General features: G+C 61.6%; 19 protein-coding genes. 8 read left to right on the forward strand and 11 right to left on the reverse strand.

The window, feature by feature from the left end:
* Positions 1-34: 34 nt before the first annotated feature.
* On the reverse strand, positions 35-1147 hold the full coding sequence (locus Q1M07_RS10445; protein ID WP_300453688.1) for an AraC family transcriptional regulator: 1113 nt from the start codon (positions 1145-1147) through the stop codon (positions 35-37).
* A gap of 168 nt (positions 1148-1315) precedes the next feature.
* Between Q1M07_RS10445 and icmF the strand changes: the two genes are divergently transcribed.
* Together icmF and Q1M07_RS10455 are read left to right on the forward strand one after the other, a co-directional pair.
* Complete coding sequence (icmF, locus tag Q1M07_RS10450) at positions 1316-4582, forward strand: fused isobutyryl-CoA mutase/GTPase IcmF (protein ID WP_300453690.1); 3267 nt, start codon at positions 1316-1318, stop codon at positions 4580-4582.
* A 200-nt stretch (positions 4583-4782) separates the two neighbouring features.
* Positions 4783-5226: an MliC family protein gene (locus Q1M07_RS10455; RefSeq protein WP_300453692.1), complete on the forward strand. Its 444-nt coding sequence runs from the start codon at positions 4783-4785 to the stop codon at positions 5224-5226.
* Here the strand turns inward: Q1M07_RS10455 and Q1M07_RS10460 are convergent.
* The 3 genes from Q1M07_RS10460 to Q1M07_RS10470 form a co-directional block, all read right to left on the reverse strand.
* Complete coding sequence (locus tag Q1M07_RS10460; RefSeq protein WP_300453693.1) at positions 5216-5668, reverse strand: glycine zipper 2TM domain-containing protein; 453 nt, start codon at positions 5666-5668, stop codon at positions 5216-5218. The two genes, Q1M07_RS10455 and Q1M07_RS10460, sit on opposite strands and share 11 nt — an antisense overlap.
* 11 nt (positions 5669-5679) lie before the next feature.
* Positions 5680-6615 (reverse strand): carbohydrate kinase family protein, encoded by a 936-nt coding sequence (locus Q1M07_RS10465; RefSeq protein WP_300453694.1) that lies wholly within the window; start codon positions 6613-6615, stop codon positions 5680-5682.
* Positions 6616-6883: 268 nt separating this feature from the next.
* On the reverse strand, positions 6884-8098 hold the full coding sequence (locus tag Q1M07_RS10470; protein ID WP_300453696.1) for a glutaredoxin family protein: 1215 nt from the start codon (positions 8096-8098) through the stop codon (positions 6884-6886).
* A gap of 44 nt (positions 8099-8142) precedes the next feature.
* On the opposite strand from Q1M07_RS10470, the gene wrbA reads away from it, so the two are divergent.
* Both wrbA and Q1M07_RS10480 read left to right on the forward strand, forming a co-directional pair.
* Entirely contained in the window at positions 8143-8736 is a 594-nt protein-coding gene (gene wrbA / locus Q1M07_RS10475; protein ID WP_300453698.1) for an NAD(P)H:quinone oxidoreductase, read from the forward strand.
* A complete protein-coding gene (locus Q1M07_RS10480; protein WP_300453700.1) occupies positions 8736-9083 on the forward strand; it encodes a DUF2069 domain-containing protein in 348 nt (115 codons plus the stop codon). Before wrbA ends, Q1M07_RS10480 begins: the two co-directional genes overlap by 1 nt.
* A gap of 2 nt (positions 9084-9085) precedes the next feature.
* Here the strand turns inward: Q1M07_RS10480 and Q1M07_RS10485 are convergent, their stop codons facing one another.
* The 5 genes from Q1M07_RS10485 to Q1M07_RS10505 form a co-directional block, all read right to left on the reverse strand.
* Entirely contained in the window at positions 9086-10624 is a 1539-nt protein-coding gene (locus Q1M07_RS10485; protein WP_300453701.1) for a 2-isopropylmalate synthase, read from the reverse strand.
* A 102-nt stretch (positions 10625-10726) separates the two neighbouring features.
* Positions 10727-11494, reverse strand: coding sequence for a CDP-diacylglycerol--serine O-phosphatidyltransferase (pssA, locus tag Q1M07_RS10490; RefSeq protein WP_300453703.1), 768 nt, complete (start codon positions 11492-11494; stop codon positions 10727-10729).
* A gap of 77 nt (positions 11495-11571) precedes the next feature.
* Positions 11572-12588: a ketol-acid reductoisomerase gene (ilvC, locus tag Q1M07_RS10495; RefSeq protein ID WP_300453705.1), complete on the reverse strand. Its 1017-nt coding sequence runs from the start codon at positions 12586-12588 to the stop codon at positions 11572-11574.
* A 32-nt stretch (positions 12589-12620) separates the two neighbouring features.
* On the reverse strand, positions 12621-13112 hold the full coding sequence (gene ilvN / locus Q1M07_RS10500) for an acetolactate synthase small subunit (RefSeq protein ID WP_300453707.1): 492 nt from the start codon (positions 13110-13112) through the stop codon (positions 12621-12623).
* Positions 13113-13124: 12 nt separating this feature from the next.
* Positions 13125-14837, reverse strand: a complete 1713-nt coding sequence (locus Q1M07_RS10505; protein WP_300453708.1) for an acetolactate synthase 3 catalytic subunit — start codon at positions 14835-14837, stop codon at positions 13125-13127.
* Between the two features lie 136 nt (positions 14838-14973).
* Here Q1M07_RS10505 and Q1M07_RS10510 point away from each other — a divergent pair, with 136 nt between their 5' ends.
* The 4 genes from Q1M07_RS10510 to Q1M07_RS10525 are packed head-to-tail and all read left to right on the forward strand — an operon-like array spanning position 14974 to position 17013.
* Positions 14974-15537 carry an RNA polymerase sigma factor gene (locus Q1M07_RS10510; protein ID WP_300453846.1) on the forward strand — a complete coding sequence of 188 codons (564 nt, stop codon included), beginning with the start codon at positions 14974-14976 and terminating at the stop codon, positions 15535-15537.
* Positions 15534-15911 carry a DUF3619 family protein gene (locus Q1M07_RS10515; RefSeq protein ID WP_300453710.1) on the forward strand — a complete coding sequence of 126 codons (378 nt, stop codon included), beginning with the start codon at positions 15534-15536 and terminating at the stop codon, positions 15909-15911. The genes Q1M07_RS10510 and Q1M07_RS10515 overlap by 4 nt, the downstream gene beginning before the upstream one ends.
* Complete coding sequence (locus Q1M07_RS10520) at positions 15884-16510, forward strand: DUF3106 domain-containing protein (RefSeq protein ID WP_300453712.1); 627 nt, start codon at positions 15884-15886, stop codon at positions 16508-16510. The genes Q1M07_RS10515 and Q1M07_RS10520 overlap by 28 nt, the downstream gene beginning before the upstream one ends.
* Positions 16510-17013 carry an RDD family protein gene (locus tag Q1M07_RS10525; protein WP_300453714.1) on the forward strand — a complete coding sequence of 168 codons (504 nt, stop codon included), beginning with the start codon at positions 16510-16512 and terminating at the stop codon, positions 17011-17013. The genes Q1M07_RS10520 and Q1M07_RS10525 overlap by 1 nt, the downstream gene beginning before the upstream one ends.
* On the opposite strand, the gene lptG is transcribed toward Q1M07_RS10525, so the two are convergent.
* Entirely contained in the window at positions 16961-18034 is a 1074-nt protein-coding gene (gene lptG / locus Q1M07_RS10530; RefSeq protein WP_300453717.1) for an LPS export ABC transporter permease LptG, read from the reverse strand. The genes Q1M07_RS10525 and lptG overlap by 53 nt on opposite strands.
* A complete protein-coding gene (gene lptF / locus Q1M07_RS10535; protein ID WP_300453719.1) occupies positions 18031-19110 on the reverse strand; it encodes an LPS export ABC transporter permease LptF in 1080 nt (359 codons plus the stop codon). Before lptF ends, lptG begins: the two co-directional genes overlap by 4 nt.
* Positions 19111-19164: the final 54 nt, after the last annotated feature.

Raw genomic sequence — 19164 nt, forward strand, 5'->3', positions numbered from 1 at the left:
CGCGACATCGCGCGCGGCATGGCCCCGCGCGGTTCTAATCTGTCGCGTTGCCGCCGGCACGCGAAGCGCCGCCGCCCGCCTGCAGTCGCCGTCGGTAATGCGCCGGCGCCATTCCCGTCCACCGCACGAAGGCCCGATAGAAGGCGGCGGTGTCGGCGAAGCCGAGTTCGGCGGCAACCTCCGCCACGGCCTGTCGGGTTTTCGCCAGACTGCTGGTCGCCACATCGCGTCGCAACGCGTCCTTGATCGTCTGGAAGCTCGATCCCTCGTCTTCCAGACGGCGATGCAAGGTGCGTGGCGAGAAATGCAGGGCGTGTGCGACTTCGGACAGCGAGAGCGAAACCGGCAGTGCGCTGCGCAGTGCGTTGCGCACGCGCTGTACGATTTCGCGGTCGCGCCGGTACAAGGTCGTCAGTCGGCCCGGCGCGCCGTCGAGAAAGGTTTGCAAGGCGGTTTCGTCACGCCGGATCGGCAGCTCGAGCAGATGCGCGGCAAAGGCCGCCGTCAGCGTGTCGGCATCGAAGGTCGACCGGGCCGTGTAGATCAGGGAATAATCGTCGGCGTGTTCGGGGCGGGAATAGGGAAAGGCCACCGAATCGAGAACGATGCCGCGCCCGACAAGCCAGGAAAAGACGCCATGCAGCAAGCGAAGAAGCCATTCGAAGGCGAAAACCCGGCCGATCGTCAGGCGGCGAGTTTCGACGATACACAGGTGCGCCTGCTCGCGCGTGCTCGCGAGGCGGACGGCAAGATCAGGAAGAACCAGGCGCAGAAAGCGAATACTGCGCTCGATGGCATCGGCCAGCGTCGGTGCGGTGATGATGGCGCGACACAGGAACTCGAACGTGCCGGTGCGTAGCGGCACCGAAAACAGGCCGAAGCCTTCGTCGTCGAGTTCCTGGTTGATCAGGTTGTACAGTTCGGCGTAGCGGTCGACTGGAATCCGCGCCGTCGGGTCGCTCAGGATCGCCGGAGGGATGTGGGCCTGTTCCAGCAGGCGCGAACCATCGCGCCCGGAATTTTGCAGACCGGCCAGCATCCCCTGCACGAAGGCGATGGCCACCGTGGCCCTCGCCGGTGCGGGACTGGCGACGCTCGACGGCGCCGGTTCGGCGCTCCTGTTGGCGGTCTTCTCAGGGTAGGGCAAGCGTTTTCTCGCAAGACCGTGTATTGACAGCATATTCCAAGTTGGCAATATTTACATCGTGGGCGGCGTATTGGGTAGTGGCTTTATTGTCGTCAACTTTCTACCATGGGCGTCCTTGAGCAGTTTCTGGTAACAAGACCCTTCTGATTTCTGAGGAGCGTGACCGTCATGACCGACCTATCCATCGCCAAGAAGCTTCTGCCCTACAAACCCAAGCACAAGGTGCGCTTCGTCACCGCGGCTTCGCTGTTTGACGGGCATGATGCGTCGATCAACATCATGCGTCGCATCCTCCAATCCACCGGCGCCGAAGTCATTCACCTCGGCCACAATCGTTCCGTGCAGGAGATCGTCAATGCCGCCCTGCAGGAAGATGTGCAGGGCATCGCCATTACGTCCTACCAAGGCGGTCACGTCGAGTTTTTCAAGTACATGATCGACCTGCTGCGAGCGGGTGGCGGCGAGAACATCAAGGTCTTTGGCGGAGGCGGCGGGGTCATCGTGCCGAGCGAGATCGACGAGTTGCATGCGTATGGAGTGGCGCGCATCTACTCGCCGCAGGATGGCCAGTCCCTCGGCCTGCAGGGGATGATCAACGAAGTGGTGGCAAAAGCCGACGTCGACTTGTCAGCGCTTGCCCCGCAGGACCCCGAAGCCGTTCTGGCGGCGCTGAAGAGCGGTGATCGGCGCCAACTGGCACGCATCATCACTTCGCTCGAAAACGGTCACTACCCTGAAGCGCTGCGCAAAAGAATCGTCCACGCGGCTGCCGGACTCAAGGTTCCGACGCTGGGCATCACCGGTACGGGCGGCGCCGGCAAATCGTCCCTGACCGACGAACTGGTGCGCCGCTTCCGGCTCGACCAAGGCGACGCCATCAAGCTGGCGATCATTTCGATCGATCCGTCACGCAAACGTACTGGAGGCGCGCTGCTCGGCGACCGCATCCGCATGAACGCCATCGAGCACACGAACATCTATATGCGCTCGCTGGCGACACGGGAAACGGGATCCGAACTGTCGGCGGCCTTGCCCGAAGTGATCGCCGCCTGCAAACTGGCCGGTTTTGATTTCGTCATCGTCGAAACCTCGGGAATCGGCCAGGGCAATGCGGCAATCGTGCCGCTGGTCGATGTTTCGCTGTACGTGATGACGCCCGAGTTCGGCGCTGCGTCGCAGCTCGAGAAGATCGACATGCTCGATTTCGCCGATTTCATCGCCATCAACAAGTTCGACCGCAAAGGGGCGGAAGATGCCTTGCGCGACGTCCGCAAGCAGTATCAGCGCAACCACGAGGCTTTCGGCCAGAGCCCCGACGAAATGCCCGTCTTCGGTACCATGGCGGCGCGTTTCAACGACGACGGCGTGACCGCGCTCTATCAGGCGATTGCGCCGAAGTTGCACGGCCTCGGATTGAAGCTCAAGAAGGGCAAGCTGCCCCTGGTGACGGTCAAGCAGTCGTCGAACCAGCGCGCGATCGTTCCGGCGCCGCGCGTACGCTACCTGGCCGAGATTGCCGAGGCGGTGCGCCGCTACCACAGCCACACCGCCGAACAGGCAGAAGTCGCGCGCCAGCGGCAGTCGCTGCGCACTGCCAAACAACTGTTCGTCGGTTGCGGCAAGCCGGCCGGTGATTTCGACGAATTGATCACCTGGAAGGAAGGACAGCTCGACCCACGGGCGAAGAAGCTGCTCGACATGTGGCCCAAGACCGTCGAGCTTTACGCGCAGGACGAGTACGTGGTGAAGATCCGCGACAAGGAAATTCGTACCCGGCTGACCAACACGTCGCTGTCCGGATCGCGCATTCGCAAGGTCGCGCTGCCGAACTACAAGGATGACGGCGAGGTACTACGCTTCCTGATGAAGGAGAACGTCCCGGGTTCGTTCCCTTTCACCGCCGGCGTCTTTGCGTTCAAGCGCGAGAACGAAGATCCGACGCGCATGTTCGCTGGCGAAGGCGATGCTTTCCGCACCAACCGGCGCTTCAAGAAGGTTTCCGAGGGCATGCCGGCCAAGCGGCTGTCGACCGCTTTCGATTCGGTCACGCTTTATGGTTGCGATCCCGACCCCCGACCGGATATCTACGGCAAAGTCGGCAATTCGGGCGTCTCGATCGCGACGCTCGACGACATGAAGGTCCTGTTCGACGGCTTCGAGCTCTGCGCGCCGACCACTTCGGTATCGCTGACGATCAACGGTCCGGCACCGATCATTCTGTCGATGTTTTTCAACACCGCGATCGATCAGCAGGTCGAGAAATTCCGCAGCGACAACGGCCGTGAGCCAACCGAAGACGAGATCCAGAAAATCCGCAGCTGGGTGCTGGCCAACGTTCGCGGCACGGTCCAGGCGGACATCCTGAAGGAAGATCAGGGGCAAAACACCTGCATCTTTTCGACCGAGTTCGCGCTCAAGATGATGGGCGATATCCAGGAGTTCTTCGTCCATAACCATATCGGCAACTTCTACTCGGTGTCGATATCCGGCTATCACATCGCCGAGGCCGGCGCCAATCCGATTTCACAACTGGCTTTCACGCTGGCCAACGGCTTTACTTATGTCGAGGCCTATCTGGCGCGTGGCATGCACATCGACGACTTCGCACCCAACCTGTCGTTCTTCTTCAGCAACGGCATGGACCCGGAGTATTCGGTGATCGGCCGTGTGGCGCGCCGCATCTGGGCGGTCGCGATGAAGAACAAGTACGGCGGCAGCGAGCGCAGCCAGAAACTGAAGTACCACATCCAGACGTCCGGCCGTTCGCTACACGCGCAGGAAATGGCGTTCAACGATATCCGGACGACGCTGCAGGCGCTGATCGCCATTTACGACAACTGCAACTCGCTGCATACCAACGCCTACGACGAAGCAATCACGACACCGACCGAGGAATCCGTTCGCCGGGCGATGGCCATACAGCTGATCATCAACCGCGAGTGGGGCCTGGCGATGAACGAGAACCCGAATCAGGGATCCTTCATCATCGACGAGTTGACCGACCTTGTGGAAGAAGCCGTGCTGAAGGAGTTCGAAGCGATTGCGTCGCGCGGCGGCGTTCTCGGCGCGATGGAAACCGGCTATCAGCGCGGCAAGATCCAGGAAGAGTCGCTCTACTATGAGCACAAGAAGCACGACGGATCGTTCCCGATCGTGGGCGTCAACACCTTCCGCAACCCGCAGGGCGACGCCCAGATCGAAATCGAACTCGCGCGCTCGACCGAAGAGGAAAAACAGTCGCAGATCAATCGCTTGCGTGACTTCCAGGGGCGCAATGCGGGGGCTTCCGGAGCAATGATCGAGCGCTTGAGACAGACGGTCATCGAGAACGGCAATGTCTTCGCCGTGCTTATCGACGCCGTCCGCGTCTGTTCGCTGGGGCAGATCACCAGCGCACTGTATGAAGTCGGCGGCCAGTATCGCCGCAGCATGTAGCGAACACGGCTGTCCGGCGTGAGCGGCCAGCGGATTCGTTCGTGTTCCGGCACCCGCTCCCGGCCAAATGCCACGCTGCCGACGGCATGGTGATCACCACCACGCCACCGTGGTCGCGAGCGCCACGCCCATCACCGGGTGTGGCGCGCGGCTCGGATCGTCAGTGCGGCCTACCAGCTAAGCTTCGGAGAGCAAAACCTATGACTTTCGAACACCTGGTCAGGGCCACCGCCACGGCAAGCATGGCTGCGCTGCTTACCGCCTGCGCAACGCAGGAAGCGGCGATAGAAACCAGCGCACGCGCCGACGCGGGCGGCAAGGCCCGCCGCGAGCAACAGCAGCTCAGATTCCGCTTGGCCAGCGGTGTTTACCTTTGCGAGGCGGGCCAGAAAATCGAAGTCCAGCGCGATACGCGAAACGCGAACCTGATCGAGCTGAGCTGGCAGGGAAATCGTCACACCCTGCAACGCCACGACTCTTCTTCCGGCCTTCCGCGCTACGAAGACCGGCAGAATGGCCTGTTGTGGGTCGACCTGCCCTGGAAGAGCGTCCTCATGGACGTCAACAGTGGACGGCCGCTGGCCAACGAATGCAAGGCGGCGCCGGCTAAGTCAACGATTCGCCGCGCGCCGCCTAATGCGTGACGCGGGTGTCGCCCCGACCGGACAGCAGGCGGACCCTCTCTCCGGGCAGGAAGCGTTCATCGCCCTCCTGAACGACCGCAACGAGCTGGCCGCTCTCCAGGCGGACGGTGATCTCGAGACCGATCTTCCTCGTCGCTCCCTCCTCGATAGCCGCGCCAGCGAGGCCGCCGGCGACGGCGCCAAGAATCGCGCCGACGATTTGCCCCTTGCCGCCGCCGATGTTGCTTCCCGCCACACCGCCGACGGCCGCCCCGGCGACAATGCCGGTACCCGACTTGCTGCCTTCCAGGGCGACCTCGCGCACGCTCTCGACAATTCCCTGCCGAACAAGCAGTTCCTGACGCGCCTGGTCGCGTGAATAGACGCTCCCCGACCGGCTGTCGGCGCAGCCGACGAGTACGCTGCCCGATAGAACGAGTGCGACAACCAAGGGTAGTTTCATGGTTCGCTCCTTTACCAGAGTGTGCTGCCGAAGGTCCGAGCAAAACACGCCGCGATGTCGTCACGGCTTGGACGGTGGTTCTGCCCACCACGATGGGCGACCTTGATGGCGCCCATGACGGCCGCCAAGCGGCCCGTTTTTTCCCATTCCCAGCCAGCCGCCAGACCATAGAGAAGCCCCGAACGGTAGGCGTCGCCACAGCCGGTTGGATCGACCACGGAGTCAGCCTCGACGCAGGGAATCTCGTAGCGACGTCCGTCGGCGTGAATGTGCGAGCCCTCGCCACCGCGTGTGACGATCAAGGCTTCCACCTCGCCGGCGAGCTGCTCCAGTGAACGGCCGGTCCGGTCGCACAGCAATCTGGCTTCATAGTCGTTGAAGCAGGCGTAGTTGGCCAGCCGTATGAAGGTCATCAGTTCGTCGCCCGAGAACATCGGCAAGCCCTGACCAGGATCGAACACGAAAGGAATGCGCGCTGCCGCCAGGTCGTGAGCGTGCTGCAGCATGCCGGCGCGCCCATCCGGAGCGACGATGCCGAGAGTGGCTTCCGGCACGTCGGCAACCCGATTGAGATGCGAAAAAGTCATCGCTCCCGGATGGAAGGCGGTGATCTGGTTGTCGTCGAGATCCGTGGTGATGAAGGCCTGCGCGGTAAAGCTGCCGGCGATCCGCCGTACATGCGCGCGCGACAGGCCCAAATCGTCGAGGCGTACCAAGTACGAGTCGGCATCGTCGCCGACGGTCGCCATGATCGTCGGTTCGCCGCCCAGCAACTTCAGGTTGTAGGCGATGTTGCCCGCACAGCCGCCAAATTCGCGGCGCATCTCGGGGACCAGAAAAGCCACGTTGAGAATGTGGATCTGCTGCGGGAGAATATGATTCTTGAAGCGATCATGGAAAACCATGATGTTGTCGAAGGCGATCGAGCCGCAAATAAGCGTGGACATGGCGTTTCTGGGTTCACTGGGTAGGGCGGGAGGGAAAAAGTATAGCATCGTTGCCTCCCGGCTTCGCCGCGCCCTCTTCTCGGTCTGCCACGGCGCCAACCCGGCACATCACCGGAGATGCTGTTCCGGCGGCGCTTCCCGTGCTTGCCCCGGCCGTCGCTTGCTGGCTGACAGCGGTACCGCCCGCCTTGCGGAGCGGCCAGGCCAGCCGTGAACGCCGTGCAGCGGAGGCTGAAACCTTTGGCGAATCGCCGTCCGCGGTGTGTGGCTAGGTGCTTGCCGCCGGGACGAGCAGATAGACGCCCAGCCCGAACATGACCAGCCCGGCGAGCAGTTTGAGGAGCCGGCCCTCCTTTTCCTGCAGGCGGCGCTGGCTCAGCGTAGCGACGCCGATGGCGAGAATCACCAGGTCGTCGAGCATGTACATCAGGTTGTAGAGCAGCAGATATGCGTAGTAGCTCTCGTTGTCGAGCCGGCGCATGGTGAGCAGGCGAGTATAGAGCGCCGGGAAACCCGAAGTGCAGAGCAGTTCGACGACCTGCACCAGCAACGCCAGGACGGCTGCCCCGGCGACCGCCGGCCAAAGACGATCGGTACGTAGAATCGCCCGTAGTCGAGCATAGATGCCCGGCTTGGCGATGTCCGGAATGGAGAGCGTGACGCCACGCCCGAAGGCCACGAAATCCTTCAGGTTGATGGTGCCAGCGAAGATGGCGAGCAATCCGATCACGATCTCGGAAAGACGCGACAGCCCGACCAGGACGAACAGGTTGAGCCAGGCGGCCATGAAAGCGAAGTAGGCAACCCCCTCGACGGCGACGAAAGTGCCGGCAATCGCCAGCATGCGGCGTCGATCACCCAGGGTCGCCAGCATCGAAACCATCAGGATCAGCACCCAGAGCGAACAGGGATTGAAGCCGTCGAGCAAGCCGATGACGACCGTGAACAAAGGCAACCCGATTTCATCGACGCCGATCCGCCGGCCGCCCACGGAAAGCTCGACAGGGCTTTCGTCCGCACTCTGACAATCGCTTGCCGCGGCAACGTCGCAAATGGCGGCGTTCGCCGCTGCGGCCACATCCCGGTCGAGCAGGGCGCGGACTTGCTCACCGGTTGTTGCCGGCGTGTCGAAACCGATCACGAGTTCGGCACCGATACGGATCGTCGGCACGCCAGCCGGCGCGACACCGGCTTGGCGCGAAAGCTCGTTCAGGCGGGCCAGCGCGTCAGGATCGCGACGGATATCGCGCAGGCTGATGCGCAGGTCAGGGCGTTCGACTGCCAAATCGGCGAGAAATGCCTTGGCCGCCGTGCAATGCGGACAGCCTTCCTTGAGAAAAGCCTCGATCTCGAGCCGCGGCCTCTCCGGGGCCGCCGCCACAGCCTGGCTCTGGCCCGCCGAAAGCACGAGCAGACAAAGGACGGCGCCGATCAGACGGAAGCGCGACAGCCAGGACGGTGTCGGGAAAGGACGGTGCCGCATGCAACAGGGACAAGAGGAAACGGCGAGGTGGTTATAATAGCGCGATGGCGGAAATACTCGTTCTTTACTACAGCCATCGGGGTTCGGTGCGGGCGCTAGCGCAGCAGATCGCTCGCGGCATCGAATCCACGGGCGAGGTCCACGCTCGTCTGCGGACCGTGCCGAAAGTCTCTTCGGTTTGCACAGCAAGCGCGCCAGACGTCCCCGACAGCGGGGCACCATACGTCGAGGCAGCCGACTTGACGGACTGCATTGGACTGGCGCTCGGCAGCCCGACTCGCTTCGGCAACATGGCGGCGGCAATGAAGTACTTCTGGGACAGCACCGCCAGCCAATGGTCGGCCGGTACCTTGGCCGGGAAGCCGGCTTGCGTGTTCACCTCGACGGCCAGCGCCCATGGCGGCCAGGAAAGCACCTTGCTGTCGATGATGCTGCCACTGCTGCACCACGGCATGCTGCTGGTCGGCCTGCCGTATGCCGAAACCGCCCTCTCACGCACACGCAGCGGCGGCACTCCCTATGGCGCCAGCCATTTGGCCGGAGTCAGTGGCGACCCGACGCTGAGCGACGAAGAACGCCAGCTGGCTTTTGCGCAAGGGCGCCGGCTCGTGACCATTGCCCGCAAGCTCGCTAGCTGATGCTGCGCAACGTCTACCTGGCGGCTTGCAGCAGTCTGATCGCGTTGATCTTTCTCTGTCTTGCTTGGGAGCTTCGCCTAGCGCCGGTGCAAAGCGGCGGCTCCTGGCTGGCCTTGAAATGCCTGCCTCTGCTGGCACCACTGTTCGGAATCCTGCATGGCCGGCGTTATTCGTATCAGTGGGCCTGCCTGCTGATCCTGCTCTATTTCACCGAGGGCATCGTCCGCGCGACCACCGAAACGGGCTTGGGCCAGACGCTGGCGATCGCTGAAACCGCCCTCTCACTAATCTTCTTTGCCGCCAGCGTCGGCTACGTCAGGCTCACTCGCGCACCAGCGGGAGGGTGAGTTCAGACATCGCCCTGCGGATCGACCCGATCAGGAAACTGCAGTTTGTTCAAGGCATTCAGATAGGCCTTGGCCGAGGCGATCACGATGTCGGTGTCGGCGCCGTTGCCATTGACGATGCGTCCTCCTTTGGCCAGCCGCACGGTCACCTCGCCTTGCGCGTCGGTGCCGGTAGTAATGGCGTTGACCGAATAGAGCAGCAATTGGGCGCCACTGGCGACGATCGATTCGATCGCCGTGAACGTCGCATCGACCGGGCCACTGCCCATTCCTGACGCTTTTCGTTCCGTGCCGTCGACCATCAGGGTTACGTCGGCAGCGGGTGTTTCGCCGGTTTCCGAGCAGACACGCGAATAGACCAGCTTGTAGTATTCGCCGGCCGGCGCCACTTCTTCGTCGGAAACCAGCGCCTGAAGATCTTCGTCAAAAATCTCGTGCTTCTTATCGGCCAGTTCCTTGAAGCGGGCAAACGCGGCGTTCAAGGCCTCCTCGCTCTCGAGTACGACGCCCAACGCCGACAGGCGAGACTTGAAGGCATTGCGTCCCGAGTGCTTGCCGAGCACCAGCTTGTTCTGTGCCCAGCCAACATCTTCGGCACGCATGATCTCGTAGGTTTCGCGGTGCTTGAGCACCCCGTCCTGGTGAATCCCCGATTCGTGCGCAAAGGCGTTGGCGCCGACGACGGCCTTGTTGGGCTGTACCGGGTAACCGGTAATCTGTGACACCAGCTTGGATGCCGGAACGATCTGCGTCGTATCGATGCCGGTCTGCACCGGAAAAATGTCGCCACGCGTGCGTACCGCCATCACGACCTCTTCCAGAGAGGCATTGCCGGCGCGTTCGCCGAGTCCGTTGATCGTGCATTCGACCTGCCGTGCGCCAGCCAGGACGGCTGACAGCGAATTGGCAACCGCCATTCCCAAGTCATTGTGACAATGGGTCGACCACACGACCCGGTCGGCACCCGGAACGCGCTCGATCAGAATGCGGATGAGGTCGCCCCATACCGAGGGAACGCTGTAGCCGACCGTATCGGGAACGTTGATCGTCGTCGCCCCTGCCTCGATCGCTGCCGCAAAGACCCGGCACAGAAAATCGACCTCCGAACGCACGGCGTCCTCGGCTGAAAACTCGACGTCATCGGTGTATTCGCGTGCCCAGTGCACCGCACGAACGGCGGCTTCGACGACCTGATCGGGCGTCATGCGCAGCTTTTTTTCCATGTGGATCGGACTGGTGGCGATGAAAGTATGAATCCGCCCGCGAGCGGCGGGCGTGATCGCTTCGCCGGCCCGACGAATGTCATTTTCGTTGGAGCGCGCCAGGGAACAGACCGTCGAGCCCTTGATGATCCTGGCAATCGAGCGGATCGCGTCGAAATCGCCGGGCGAAGCCGCGGCAAAGCCGGCCTCGATCACGTCGACCCGCATCCGCTCGAGTTGTCGCGCGACACGCAGCTTCTCTTCCTTGGTCATCGAAGCGCCGGGGCTCTGCTCCCCGTCGCGCAAGGTTGTATCGAAAATTACCAGGTGATCTTTCATGTCCCGACTCCGGATCTGAACGAATATCTACACGGCAAAGACGGCCGTCATCGCTGAGCAGCGACGCGAACGGCTGGCGGTCACGGGACCGCCGGGCCTTGCTTAAGCGGCTGGCGGTGGAGCTGACCTCGATCTGATCACCCGTGTCAGCGCCAGAACGTATCCCGAGAAAGCGTAGGCGACAAAAAGGCCGAACAAGGCAAGCGGCGTGTCGTAGGAGACTACGGCAAATGCCAAGGCAATGGCAACGACCGAGATGAAAGGTACGCTGCGTCGCAGGTTGACATCCTTGAAACTGTAGAAACGAATATTGCTCACCATCGAGATGCCGGCAAAGATCACCAAGCCGCAGGCCAGCCAGCGCACGTCGTCGGCGACCACATTCTTGTCGATCATCACCCACAGGAATCCGGCCACCAGCGCCGCCGCTGCCGGACTCGGCAAACCCTGAAAATAACGCCGGTCCATTACTTCCAGCGTCGTGTTGAAACGCGCCAAGCGCAAGGCTGCGCCGGCGCAGTAGATAAACGCTGCGATCCAGCCTAGCCGCCCCATGTCCTTGAGCGCCCAGGCATAGATCACCAGCGCCGGGGCGACGCCAAACGAGACCATGTCGGACAACGAATCGTATTCCGCGCCGAAAGCACTCTGCGTCCGCGTCATGCGCGCCACCCGTCCATCGAGGCCATCGAGGACCATGGCGATGAAAATTGCCACCGCCGCCTGTTCAAAGTTGCCCATCATCGCCTTGACGATGGCGAAAAAGCCGCAGAACAGCGCTGCGGTGGTGAACAAATTGGGCAGCACATAGATTCCCCGGCGCCTCAATTCGGGATTGAACAGGGTCTTGCGAGGCTTGATTTCGGGCATTGCGCTCTCGACGGGAATCGGGACCGGGCGGGGAAAGAACGACCATCCGTTCTCCCCGCAAACCACCACGGGAGCGATCAGTTCTTGCTCTGATCGACGAGCCGGTTCTTCCTGATCCAGGGCATCATGTCGCGCAGCTTGGCGCCAACGGTCTCCACCTCGTGCTGGGCAATGAGGCGACGCCGTGCGGTCATCGCAGGATAGTTGGTTCGCCCTTCGAGGATGAACATCTTCGCGTAGTCACCGTTCTGAATCCGCTTCAGTGCAGCGCGCATCGCGGCACGCGACTGTTCATTGATCACCTCGGGGCCGGTCACATACTCGCCATACTCGGCGTTGTTGGAAATCGAGTAGTTCATGTTGGCGATACCACCCTCGTACATCAGGTCGACAATCAGCTTCAGTTCGTGCAGGCACTCGAAATACGCCATTTCCGGAGCATAGCCGGCCTCGACCAGGGTCTCGAAGCCCATCTTGACCAGTTCGACGGCGCCACCGCAGAGCACCGCCTGCTCGCCAAACAGGTCGGTTTCGGTCTCTTCACGAAAATTGGTTTCGATCACGCCACCTTTAGTCCCGCCATTGGCCGCGGCATAGGACAAGGCAAGGTCGCGCGCCTTGCCCGAACGGTCCTGGTGAACGGCGATCAGCGACGGCACCCCGCCCCCTTTTAGGTACTCGGAACGTACCGTGTGACCCGGACCCTTAGGTGCCACCATGATTACGTCGAGGTCGTCGCGCGGCACGACCTGGTTGTAATGGATGTTGAAACCATGGGCAAACGCCAGTGCCGCGCCCTTCTTCATGTTCGGCGCGACATCGATGTTATAGACCTGCGGGATGCTTTCATCCGGCAACAGCATCATTACTACGTCGGCATCCCTCACCGCACTGGCCACCTCGGCCACCTGCAGGCCGGCATTCTCCGCCTTGCCCCACGAGGCACCTCCCTTGCGTAAACCGACCGTTACGCTGACTCCAGAATCGCTCAGATTCTGTGCGTGCGCATGCCCCTGCGAGCCGTAACCGACGATAGTGACTTTCTTGCCCTTGATCAGGGACAGATCGGCGTCCTTGTCGTAATAAACTTTCATGCACTATTTTCCTCTCTTGCTGTTGCGTCTGACTAGACTTTTAGAATGCGCTCGCCACGACCGATGCCGCAGACGCCAGTGCGAACCGTTTCGAGAATCAGTCCGGGGTCGATGGCCTGAATGAAGGAATCGAGTTTTGCCCCGCTCGCGGCAAGCTCGATGACATAAGTCGATTCGGTGACATCGACGATGTGGCCGCGGAAAATGTCGGCCAGACGCTTGACCTCCTCACGGTCCTTGCCGATGGCGCGTACCTTGATCAGCATCAGTTCGCGCTCGATATGGGCCGCCTCGGAGAGATCGACGACCTTGATGACGTCGATCAGCTTGTTCAATTGCTTGGTGATCTGCTCGATTACCGCGTCGGTTCCCGAAGTGACGATGGTCAGCCGTGACAGCGAAACGTCCTCGGTCGGCGCCACGGTCAGAGTCTCGATGTTGTAGGCCCGTGCCGAAAAAAGACCCGCCACGCGCGACAGCGCCCCGGCTTCGTTCTCCAGCAGGATTGAGATGATGTGTCGCATCTTGCCTTTCCCCTACAGATCTTCAGTCAGGATCATGTCCGCCAGTCCCTTGCCGGCAGCCACCATCGGAAAGACGTTGGCCTTCTGATCGGTGATGAAATCCATGAATACGAGGTCGTCCTTATGGTCGATGAACGCCTTCTTCAAGGCCGCGTCGACGTCTTCCGGCCGTTCGACGCGGATGCCGACATGGCCGTAGGCCTCGGCCAGTTTGACGAAGTCGGGTAGCGAGTCCATGTACGACTCCGAGTAGCGACTGCCGTAAAACATCTCCTGCCACTGCCTGACCATGCCGAGGTAGCGGTTGTTGAGATTGATGATCTTGATCGGCAAACGGAACTGCTTGGCCGTGGAAAGTTCCTGGATGCACATCTGGATCGAACCTTCCCCGGTGACACAGACGACCGTCATCTCCGGGTGCGCCAGCGCCGCACCCATGGCATAAGGGAGGCCGACACCCATGGTCCCCAGACCGCCCGAGTTGAGCCAGCGGCGCGGCTGGTCGAACTTGTAGTATTGCGCCGCCCACATCTGGTGCTGGCCGACGTCGGAGGTGACGATCGCGTTGCCGCCGGTAACCTCGTACAGCTTCTCCATCACGTACTGCGGCATGATGACGCTTTTCCGCCGCCGGTACTTCATGCACTCCTTGGCCCGCCACTCCTCGATCTGTCGCCACCAGTCGGCAAGCGCTGCCGCCTCCGGAACCGCATTGCCGGCGTCCAGCAGCTTGAGCATCTCGTCGAGGACATCAGGAACGTTACCGACGATCGGCACGTCGACCTGAACACGTTTGGAGATCGACGACGGATCGATATCGACATGGATGATCCGGCGGGGCAGCGAGGCAAAATTCAGCGGATTGCCGATCACCCGGTCGTCGAAGCGGGCACCGATGGCGAGCAGCACATCGCAGTGCTGCATTGCCAGGTTGGCCTCGACCGTGCCGTGCATGCCCGGCATGCCGAGGAACTGCCGATCGGTCGCCGGATAAGCGCCCAGCCCCATCAGGGTGTTGGTGATCGGAAAGCCGAGACGGCGGGTGAGCCGGGTCAACTGTTCGGAGCCATTCGACAGGATAACGCCGCCGCCGCTGTAAATCATCGGTCGCTTGGCTTCGAGGAGCAGGTGGACGGCCTTTTTGATCTGCCCGAGATGTCCCTTGACGACCGGGTTGTAGGAGCGCATCTGGACGGTTTCCGGATACTCGAAGCGGCACTTGGCCGCTGTGACATCTTTTGGAATGTCGATCACCACCGGGCCGGGACGGCCGCTGTTGGCGATATAGAAGGCCTTTTTAATCGTCAGCGCTAGGTTGCGTACGTCATTGACCAGGAAGTTGTGCTTGACGCAGGGCCGCGTGATGCCGACGGTATCGCATTCCTGGAAGGCGTCCTGCCCGATGTACTCGTTCGGCACCTGTCCCGAGATGACCACGACCGGAATCGAATCCATGTAAGCCGTCGCGATGCCGGTCACCGCGTTGGTCGCCCCAGGGCCCGAGGTTACCAGCGCGACGCCGACTTTGTGCGTCGAACGGGCCAGGCCGTCGGCGGCGTGCACTGCCGCCTGTTCATGGCGCACCAGAACGTGCTTGATCTGATCCTGTTTGAACAGAGCGTCATAGATATGGAGAACCGCCCCGCCGGGGTAGCCGAATACGTATTCGACCTTTTCTTCCTGCAGGCACCTGATTACAATCTCTGCACCGGTCATCATGGTCATCGCCGTAGCCCCAGCAAGCAATTTGCTCGAAAAAATTCTGCAACGTTAGCGCCTATACTTCGATTGGTCAAGGCATTCACAAGAATCGGCGTCTCGGTCAACAGTTTCCATCCCGAAAACAGCAAGGAACCTCGCTCTGGCCAGCCAACGCGAACTGTCGGATTTTCTTATCGAGATTGAGCGCCGCGCCTTCAAACAGGCGATGTTCGCCGTGCGCAACGAAGAGTCCGCACTCGACATCGTGCAGGATGCGATGATGAAGCTCGCCGAGAAGTACGGCGACCGCCCACCGACGGAACTGCCGATGCTTTTCCATCGCATCCTGCAGAACACGATTCGTGACTACTATCGACGCAGCAAGGTGCGCTCGCTGTGGACCACCCTGCTGTCATCCCTTTCTCCGAACGACGACGAGGAGCACGACCCACTCGAAACCATCGCCGGCGAAGCGGGGTCACACAGCCCGCAGACACCGGACGGGCAGCTCCAGCAAGCACAAATCCTTGCGATAATAGAGAAAGAGATCGAATTGCTGCCGGCACGTCAACGCGAAGCCTTCCTGCTGCGTTACTGGGAAGATATGGATGTTGCCGAGACGGCGTCGGCCATGGGCTGCTCGGAGGGCAGCGTCAAGACGCATTGCTCAAGGGCCAACCATACGCTGGCGGCAGCACTCAAAGCAAGAGGAATCACCCTATGAATGAACTACATTTTGCGTACAAGCTGAGGCAATACCTCAACGGAGGGCTGCACGAGCTGCCGCCGGCAACCGTCAACCGCCTGGCCAGCGCGCGCGAACGCGCGCTGGCGCGGCAAAAGGTCGCCGAGCGACAGTCGGTGTTGAGCCTGGCCGGGAGCTTCGTTCAGCATCACGTGGACAGCCCGCATCTCAGGCAGGCGCTGTTGGCTCTTGCCGTGGTGTGTGGCGTTGCGACATATACCTACTGGTCTGCCGACGAAAGCGTCGCCGAACTCGAGGCCATCGACAGCGCACTGCTCGCCGACGATCTGCCGATTGCTGCGTACACCGACCGGGGCTTTGCGGCATGGCTGAAAAGCTCCTCCTCGGAGTAATTCTCAGCAGCTTCATCGCGTTCACGGCCTGGGCCGACGTCCCCGTACCGTCGGTCATCGTCACGCCACCGCAGCCGCAATGGAGCGAGCTCACGGTGGAGCAGAAAGTGATCCTCGCCCCGCTGAGCGACGACTGGGATGCGATGGAGTATTTCCGCCAGAAGAAATGGCTGGGAATCACTCGTCGCTTCTCGACCATGACCCCGGAAGAGCAACGCCGGATACAGGTTCAGATGCAGGAGTGGGGAAAACTGACCCCGGAGCAACGGCGGCTCGCGCGGGAGAACTTCAAGACGGCCAAGCAGCTTCCGGCCGAGAAGAAGGAAGAACTCAAGCAAAAATGGGAAGAGTATTCCAGTTTGCCCGAAGAAGAGAAGGCCAGACTTAAGCAGCAAGCCGACAGCAAGCCGCGTCCACGACCTGGACGCGTGACAGCCGATGCGACTTCGCCAGCTCCGGCAAGCGCGCCAGTTAGCGCCGCACCGCCGGGTATCGGCGGCGGCCCATCGCCCACGCCAGCGCCGGCGGAAAGCGCCGACACTTCAGTGGCGAGCGGTAGTGCGACGGTAACGCCAAGCGAGGCTGAAACCAAGCGCTGATGCCGGCGGCGTCCGACCCTCCCCTCGTCAAGCGGCCGGGCATCCTGCGCCGACTCGCCAGCATGGCTTACGAGTCCTTGCTGTTGCTTGGTGTGCTGGCGATTCTACTGGTTCTCCCGCACGTCCTGCTCGGTGCCTTCGCTCATCGCCTAGCGGCTCCGATCGTCCTGCAGCTTCATTGCTTCGTTGTGCTGCTGATTTATTTCCTGTGGTTCTGGACTAACGGCGGACAGACACTGGCCATGAAAACCTGGCGTATCCGGCTGGTGACGCGCGACGGATTGGCCGTTCCACCGGTACAGGCTTTACTTCGTTTCCTGCTGTGCTGGCCAAGCCTGGCGCTGGGCGGCGGCGGAATCCTTTGGGCGCTGGTCGACCGCGACCGCCTGTTTCTGCATGACCGACTGGCAGGCACGCAACTGGTAATGAGCTTGCCTGATCGAGCGGCGCTCAGCGCCTCTCGACCCACCAGGTCATGGCCGCCGCCGCCAGGAGAAAGATGACCGATGGGGTCGCCGCGCTGATCAGTGGCGACCAGTTGTTGATCGCCCCGAGGTTGGCAAACAGGCCATTGAGCATGTGAAACAGAATGCCGATCATCACTCCGGCAAAGATCTTGAGGCCGGCACCTTCGACCCGCGAACGCGCCGTGCCAAAAGGCACGGCCAAGGCGACCATGACCAGCGCCGCCAACGGATAAACCACTTTTTTCCAGAAAGCAATGTCGTAACGGTTGGTAATCTGACGATTCTCCGCCAGATGCCTGGTATACGCCGACAGGTGGCGCAGGGACATGCGATCCGGCGCCACCAGCAGCACCGCCAGAATGTCGGGGTTGAGGGCGGAACGCCACAACATGTCGGGCACCTTCTGAACCTCGGCCTGCTCGGCACCGAGAACAGTGTGTACGACCTTCGTCAGACGCCAACTATCCGGCACCACGTATTCGCCTTCCGCCGCCTCGGTGACCGAGCGTAGGCGGGCCTCCTCGTCGAATTCGAAGATGCGGATTCCACGCAGGCGAGTATCCGGCAGAACCACGCGCACATTGATGAAACGGCGCTCGTCCTTGACCCACAAGCCCGAGCGCAGATCCTGCCCGACCATGCCGGTTCTTTCCTTCGAGCGGAGCTGAAAAGCGGCTCGTTCGGCGGGTGGGGCAACGTATTCGCCAATCAGGAAGGTCACGACGGCAAACCAGCCCGCCACCTGAAACAGTGCTCGCAGCAAGGCCCCGGAAGACAAGCCGGAAGCCCGCAAAACGGTGATCTCCGAGTGACGGGCCAGCGTCGAAAGTGCGTAAAGCGCGCCGATCAGGACGGCAATCGGCATCAATTCGTAGACCCTCCCGGGAACCCGCAGCAGAACGAAGCCAAACGCGTGGTGCAACTGGTAGCCACCCTGGCCGACGTTCCTGACTTCACCGAGCATGTCGAAGAAGGCGAACAAAGCGAGGAAGGCCAGCAAGACCAGAAGAATCGCGGCCGTTACCTCGCGCCCCAGGTAGCGACGATAGATTTTCATCGCGACAGGCGCCGGAAAGAATTCACCGCGATCCGATGGTAGAACAGGAGCGGCAGGAGACTCAGCATGAGGAGATGAACAGCGGCCACGCCGACCGTGAAAGACAGTTTGCCGGCCGCCACCCAGCCCTGGCTGATGGTCAGCAGATTGCTATAGATCACGTAGACAAGGATGGCAAGCAGCATGTTCGCCGAACGACTGGCGCGTGGGTTGACGAAAGAGAGCGGTATCGCCAGCAAAGCCATCACCGCCGCCGACACCGGCAACCCGAGGCGCCAAAGCAGTTCGGCACGATAGGCGGGCAAGTCCACCGGCAGCAGCGCCAGGGTCGGCAAGGTCTTCGGCGTAGTCTTGATACCGCGCGCTTCCTTGGTTTCCAGGCGAACGGCGTAGCGCGCATACTCGAGAATGCGCAACTCCGCTGTTCCGGGTACGAGTTCGTAGCGGCGACCGCCCTGAAGAACGATGAAGCGATCACCGTTCTGCGCCGTCTCCTGATGACCGGTCACTGCCATGGTCACGCCAAGGAGGCCCTCCCTCGCTTCGCTGACGAAAACGTTGCGAACGTGACTGGTATCGTCAGCGACTCCTTCGACGAAGACCACACGGTCACCGGCCGATGACTCCTGAAAGGTTCCAGGCGAGATCTCTCCGGCATCCTTGCGCGTACTCAACTTGCCGCGGTACTCGGCACTCTGCGACAAGGCCCACGGCGAGAGAAAGAAGGACAGCGCGGCAACCATCACGACCAGAGGCGCTGCGAATACCAGGACCGGCCGAATCCAGGCCGTCAATGGCAAACCCGACGAAAACCAGACGACCATCTCGGAATCGCGATAGCTACGCGAAAGCGTCAGCAGGATGGCGACGAACAGTGACAGAGAGAGCAGGGGAGCAAGGTAGTTGAGCGAGGCAAAGCCAAGCAGCGCCGCGACCGCATCCGGGGTGACACTGCCCTGTGCGGCCTCGTTCAACAGGCGAATAAGCTGGGTCGTCACCATGATCGCGAAAAGCGCGGTGAAAATGCCGGCCGCCACGTGGGCGAACTCGCGCCGCACGGCGCGCTGGAAGATCATTGTTTTGACTTTGGTGAAAAACTGAAGAGATAATCAGACTTTTGGAGCCAATAC

Source organism: Accumulibacter sp. (assembly GCF_029255285.1).
In the GTDB taxonomy this organism is placed as follows: domain Bacteria; phylum Pseudomonadota; class Gammaproteobacteria; order Burkholderiales; family Rhodocyclaceae; genus Accumulibacter.

What these genes read in the sequence shown, in the direction of transcription:
- Q1M07_RS10465 (WP_300453694.1), bottom strand. Translation starts at nt 6,615, where the DNA reads ATGTCCACGCTTATTTGCGGCTCGATCGCCTTCGACAACATCATGGTT.
- Q1M07_RS10515 (WP_300453710.1), top strand. Translation starts at nt 15,534, where the DNA reads ATGAATGAACTACATTTTGCGTACAAGCTGAGGCAATACCTCAACGGA.
- pssA (WP_300453703.1), bottom strand. Translation starts at nt 11,494, where the DNA reads ATGCCCGAAATCAAGCCTCGCAAGACCCTGTTCAATCCCGAATTGAGG.
- Q1M07_RS10485 (WP_300453701.1), bottom strand. Translation starts at nt 10,624, where the DNA reads ATGAAAGATCACCTGGTAATTTTCGATACAACCTTGCGCGACGGGGAG.
- Q1M07_RS10480 (WP_300453700.1), top strand. Translation starts at nt 8,736, where the DNA reads ATGCTGCGCAACGTCTACCTGGCGGCTTGCAGCAGTCTGATCGCGTTG.
- Q1M07_RS10460 (WP_300453693.1), bottom strand. Translation starts at nt 5,668, where the DNA reads ATGAAACTACCCTTGGTTGTCGCACTCGTTCTATCGGGCAGCGTACTC.
- Q1M07_RS10520 (WP_300453712.1), top strand. Translation starts at nt 15,884, where the DNA reads ATGGCTGAAAAGCTCCTCCTCGGAGTAATTCTCAGCAGCTTCATCGCG.
- wrbA (WP_300453698.1), top strand. Translation starts at nt 8,143, where the DNA reads ATGGCGGAAATACTCGTTCTTTACTACAGCCATCGGGGTTCGGTGCGG.
- Q1M07_RS10525 (WP_300453714.1), top strand. Translation starts at nt 16,510, where the DNA reads ATGCCGGCGGCGTCCGACCCTCCCCTCGTCAAGCGGCCGGGCATCCTG.
- Q1M07_RS10455 (WP_300453692.1), top strand. Translation starts at nt 4,783, where the DNA reads ATGACTTTCGAACACCTGGTCAGGGCCACCGCCACGGCAAGCATGGCT.
- Q1M07_RS10470 (WP_300453696.1), bottom strand. Translation starts at nt 8,098, where the DNA reads ATGCGGCACCGTCCTTTCCCGACACCGTCCTGGCTGTCGCGCTTCCGT.
- ilvN (WP_300453707.1), bottom strand. Translation starts at nt 13,112, where the DNA reads ATGCGACACATCATCTCAATCCTGCTGGAGAACGAAGCCGGGGCGCTG.
- icmF (WP_300453690.1), top strand. Translation starts at nt 1,316, where the DNA reads ATGACCGACCTATCCATCGCCAAGAAGCTTCTGCCCTACAAACCCAAG.
- ilvC (WP_300453705.1), bottom strand. Translation starts at nt 12,588, where the DNA reads ATGAAAGTTTATTACGACAAGGACGCCGATCTGTCCCTGATCAAGGGC.
- lptG (WP_300453717.1), bottom strand. Translation starts at nt 18,034, where the DNA reads ATGAAAATCTATCGTCGCTACCTGGGGCGCGAGGTAACGGCCGCGATT.
- Q1M07_RS10505 (WP_300453708.1), bottom strand. Translation starts at nt 14,837, where the DNA reads ATGACCATGATGACCGGTGCAGAGATTGTAATCAGGTGCCTGCAGGAA.
- lptF (WP_300453719.1), bottom strand. Translation starts at nt 19,110, where the DNA reads ATGATCTTCCAGCGCGCCGTGCGGCGCGAGTTCGCCCACGTGGCGGCC.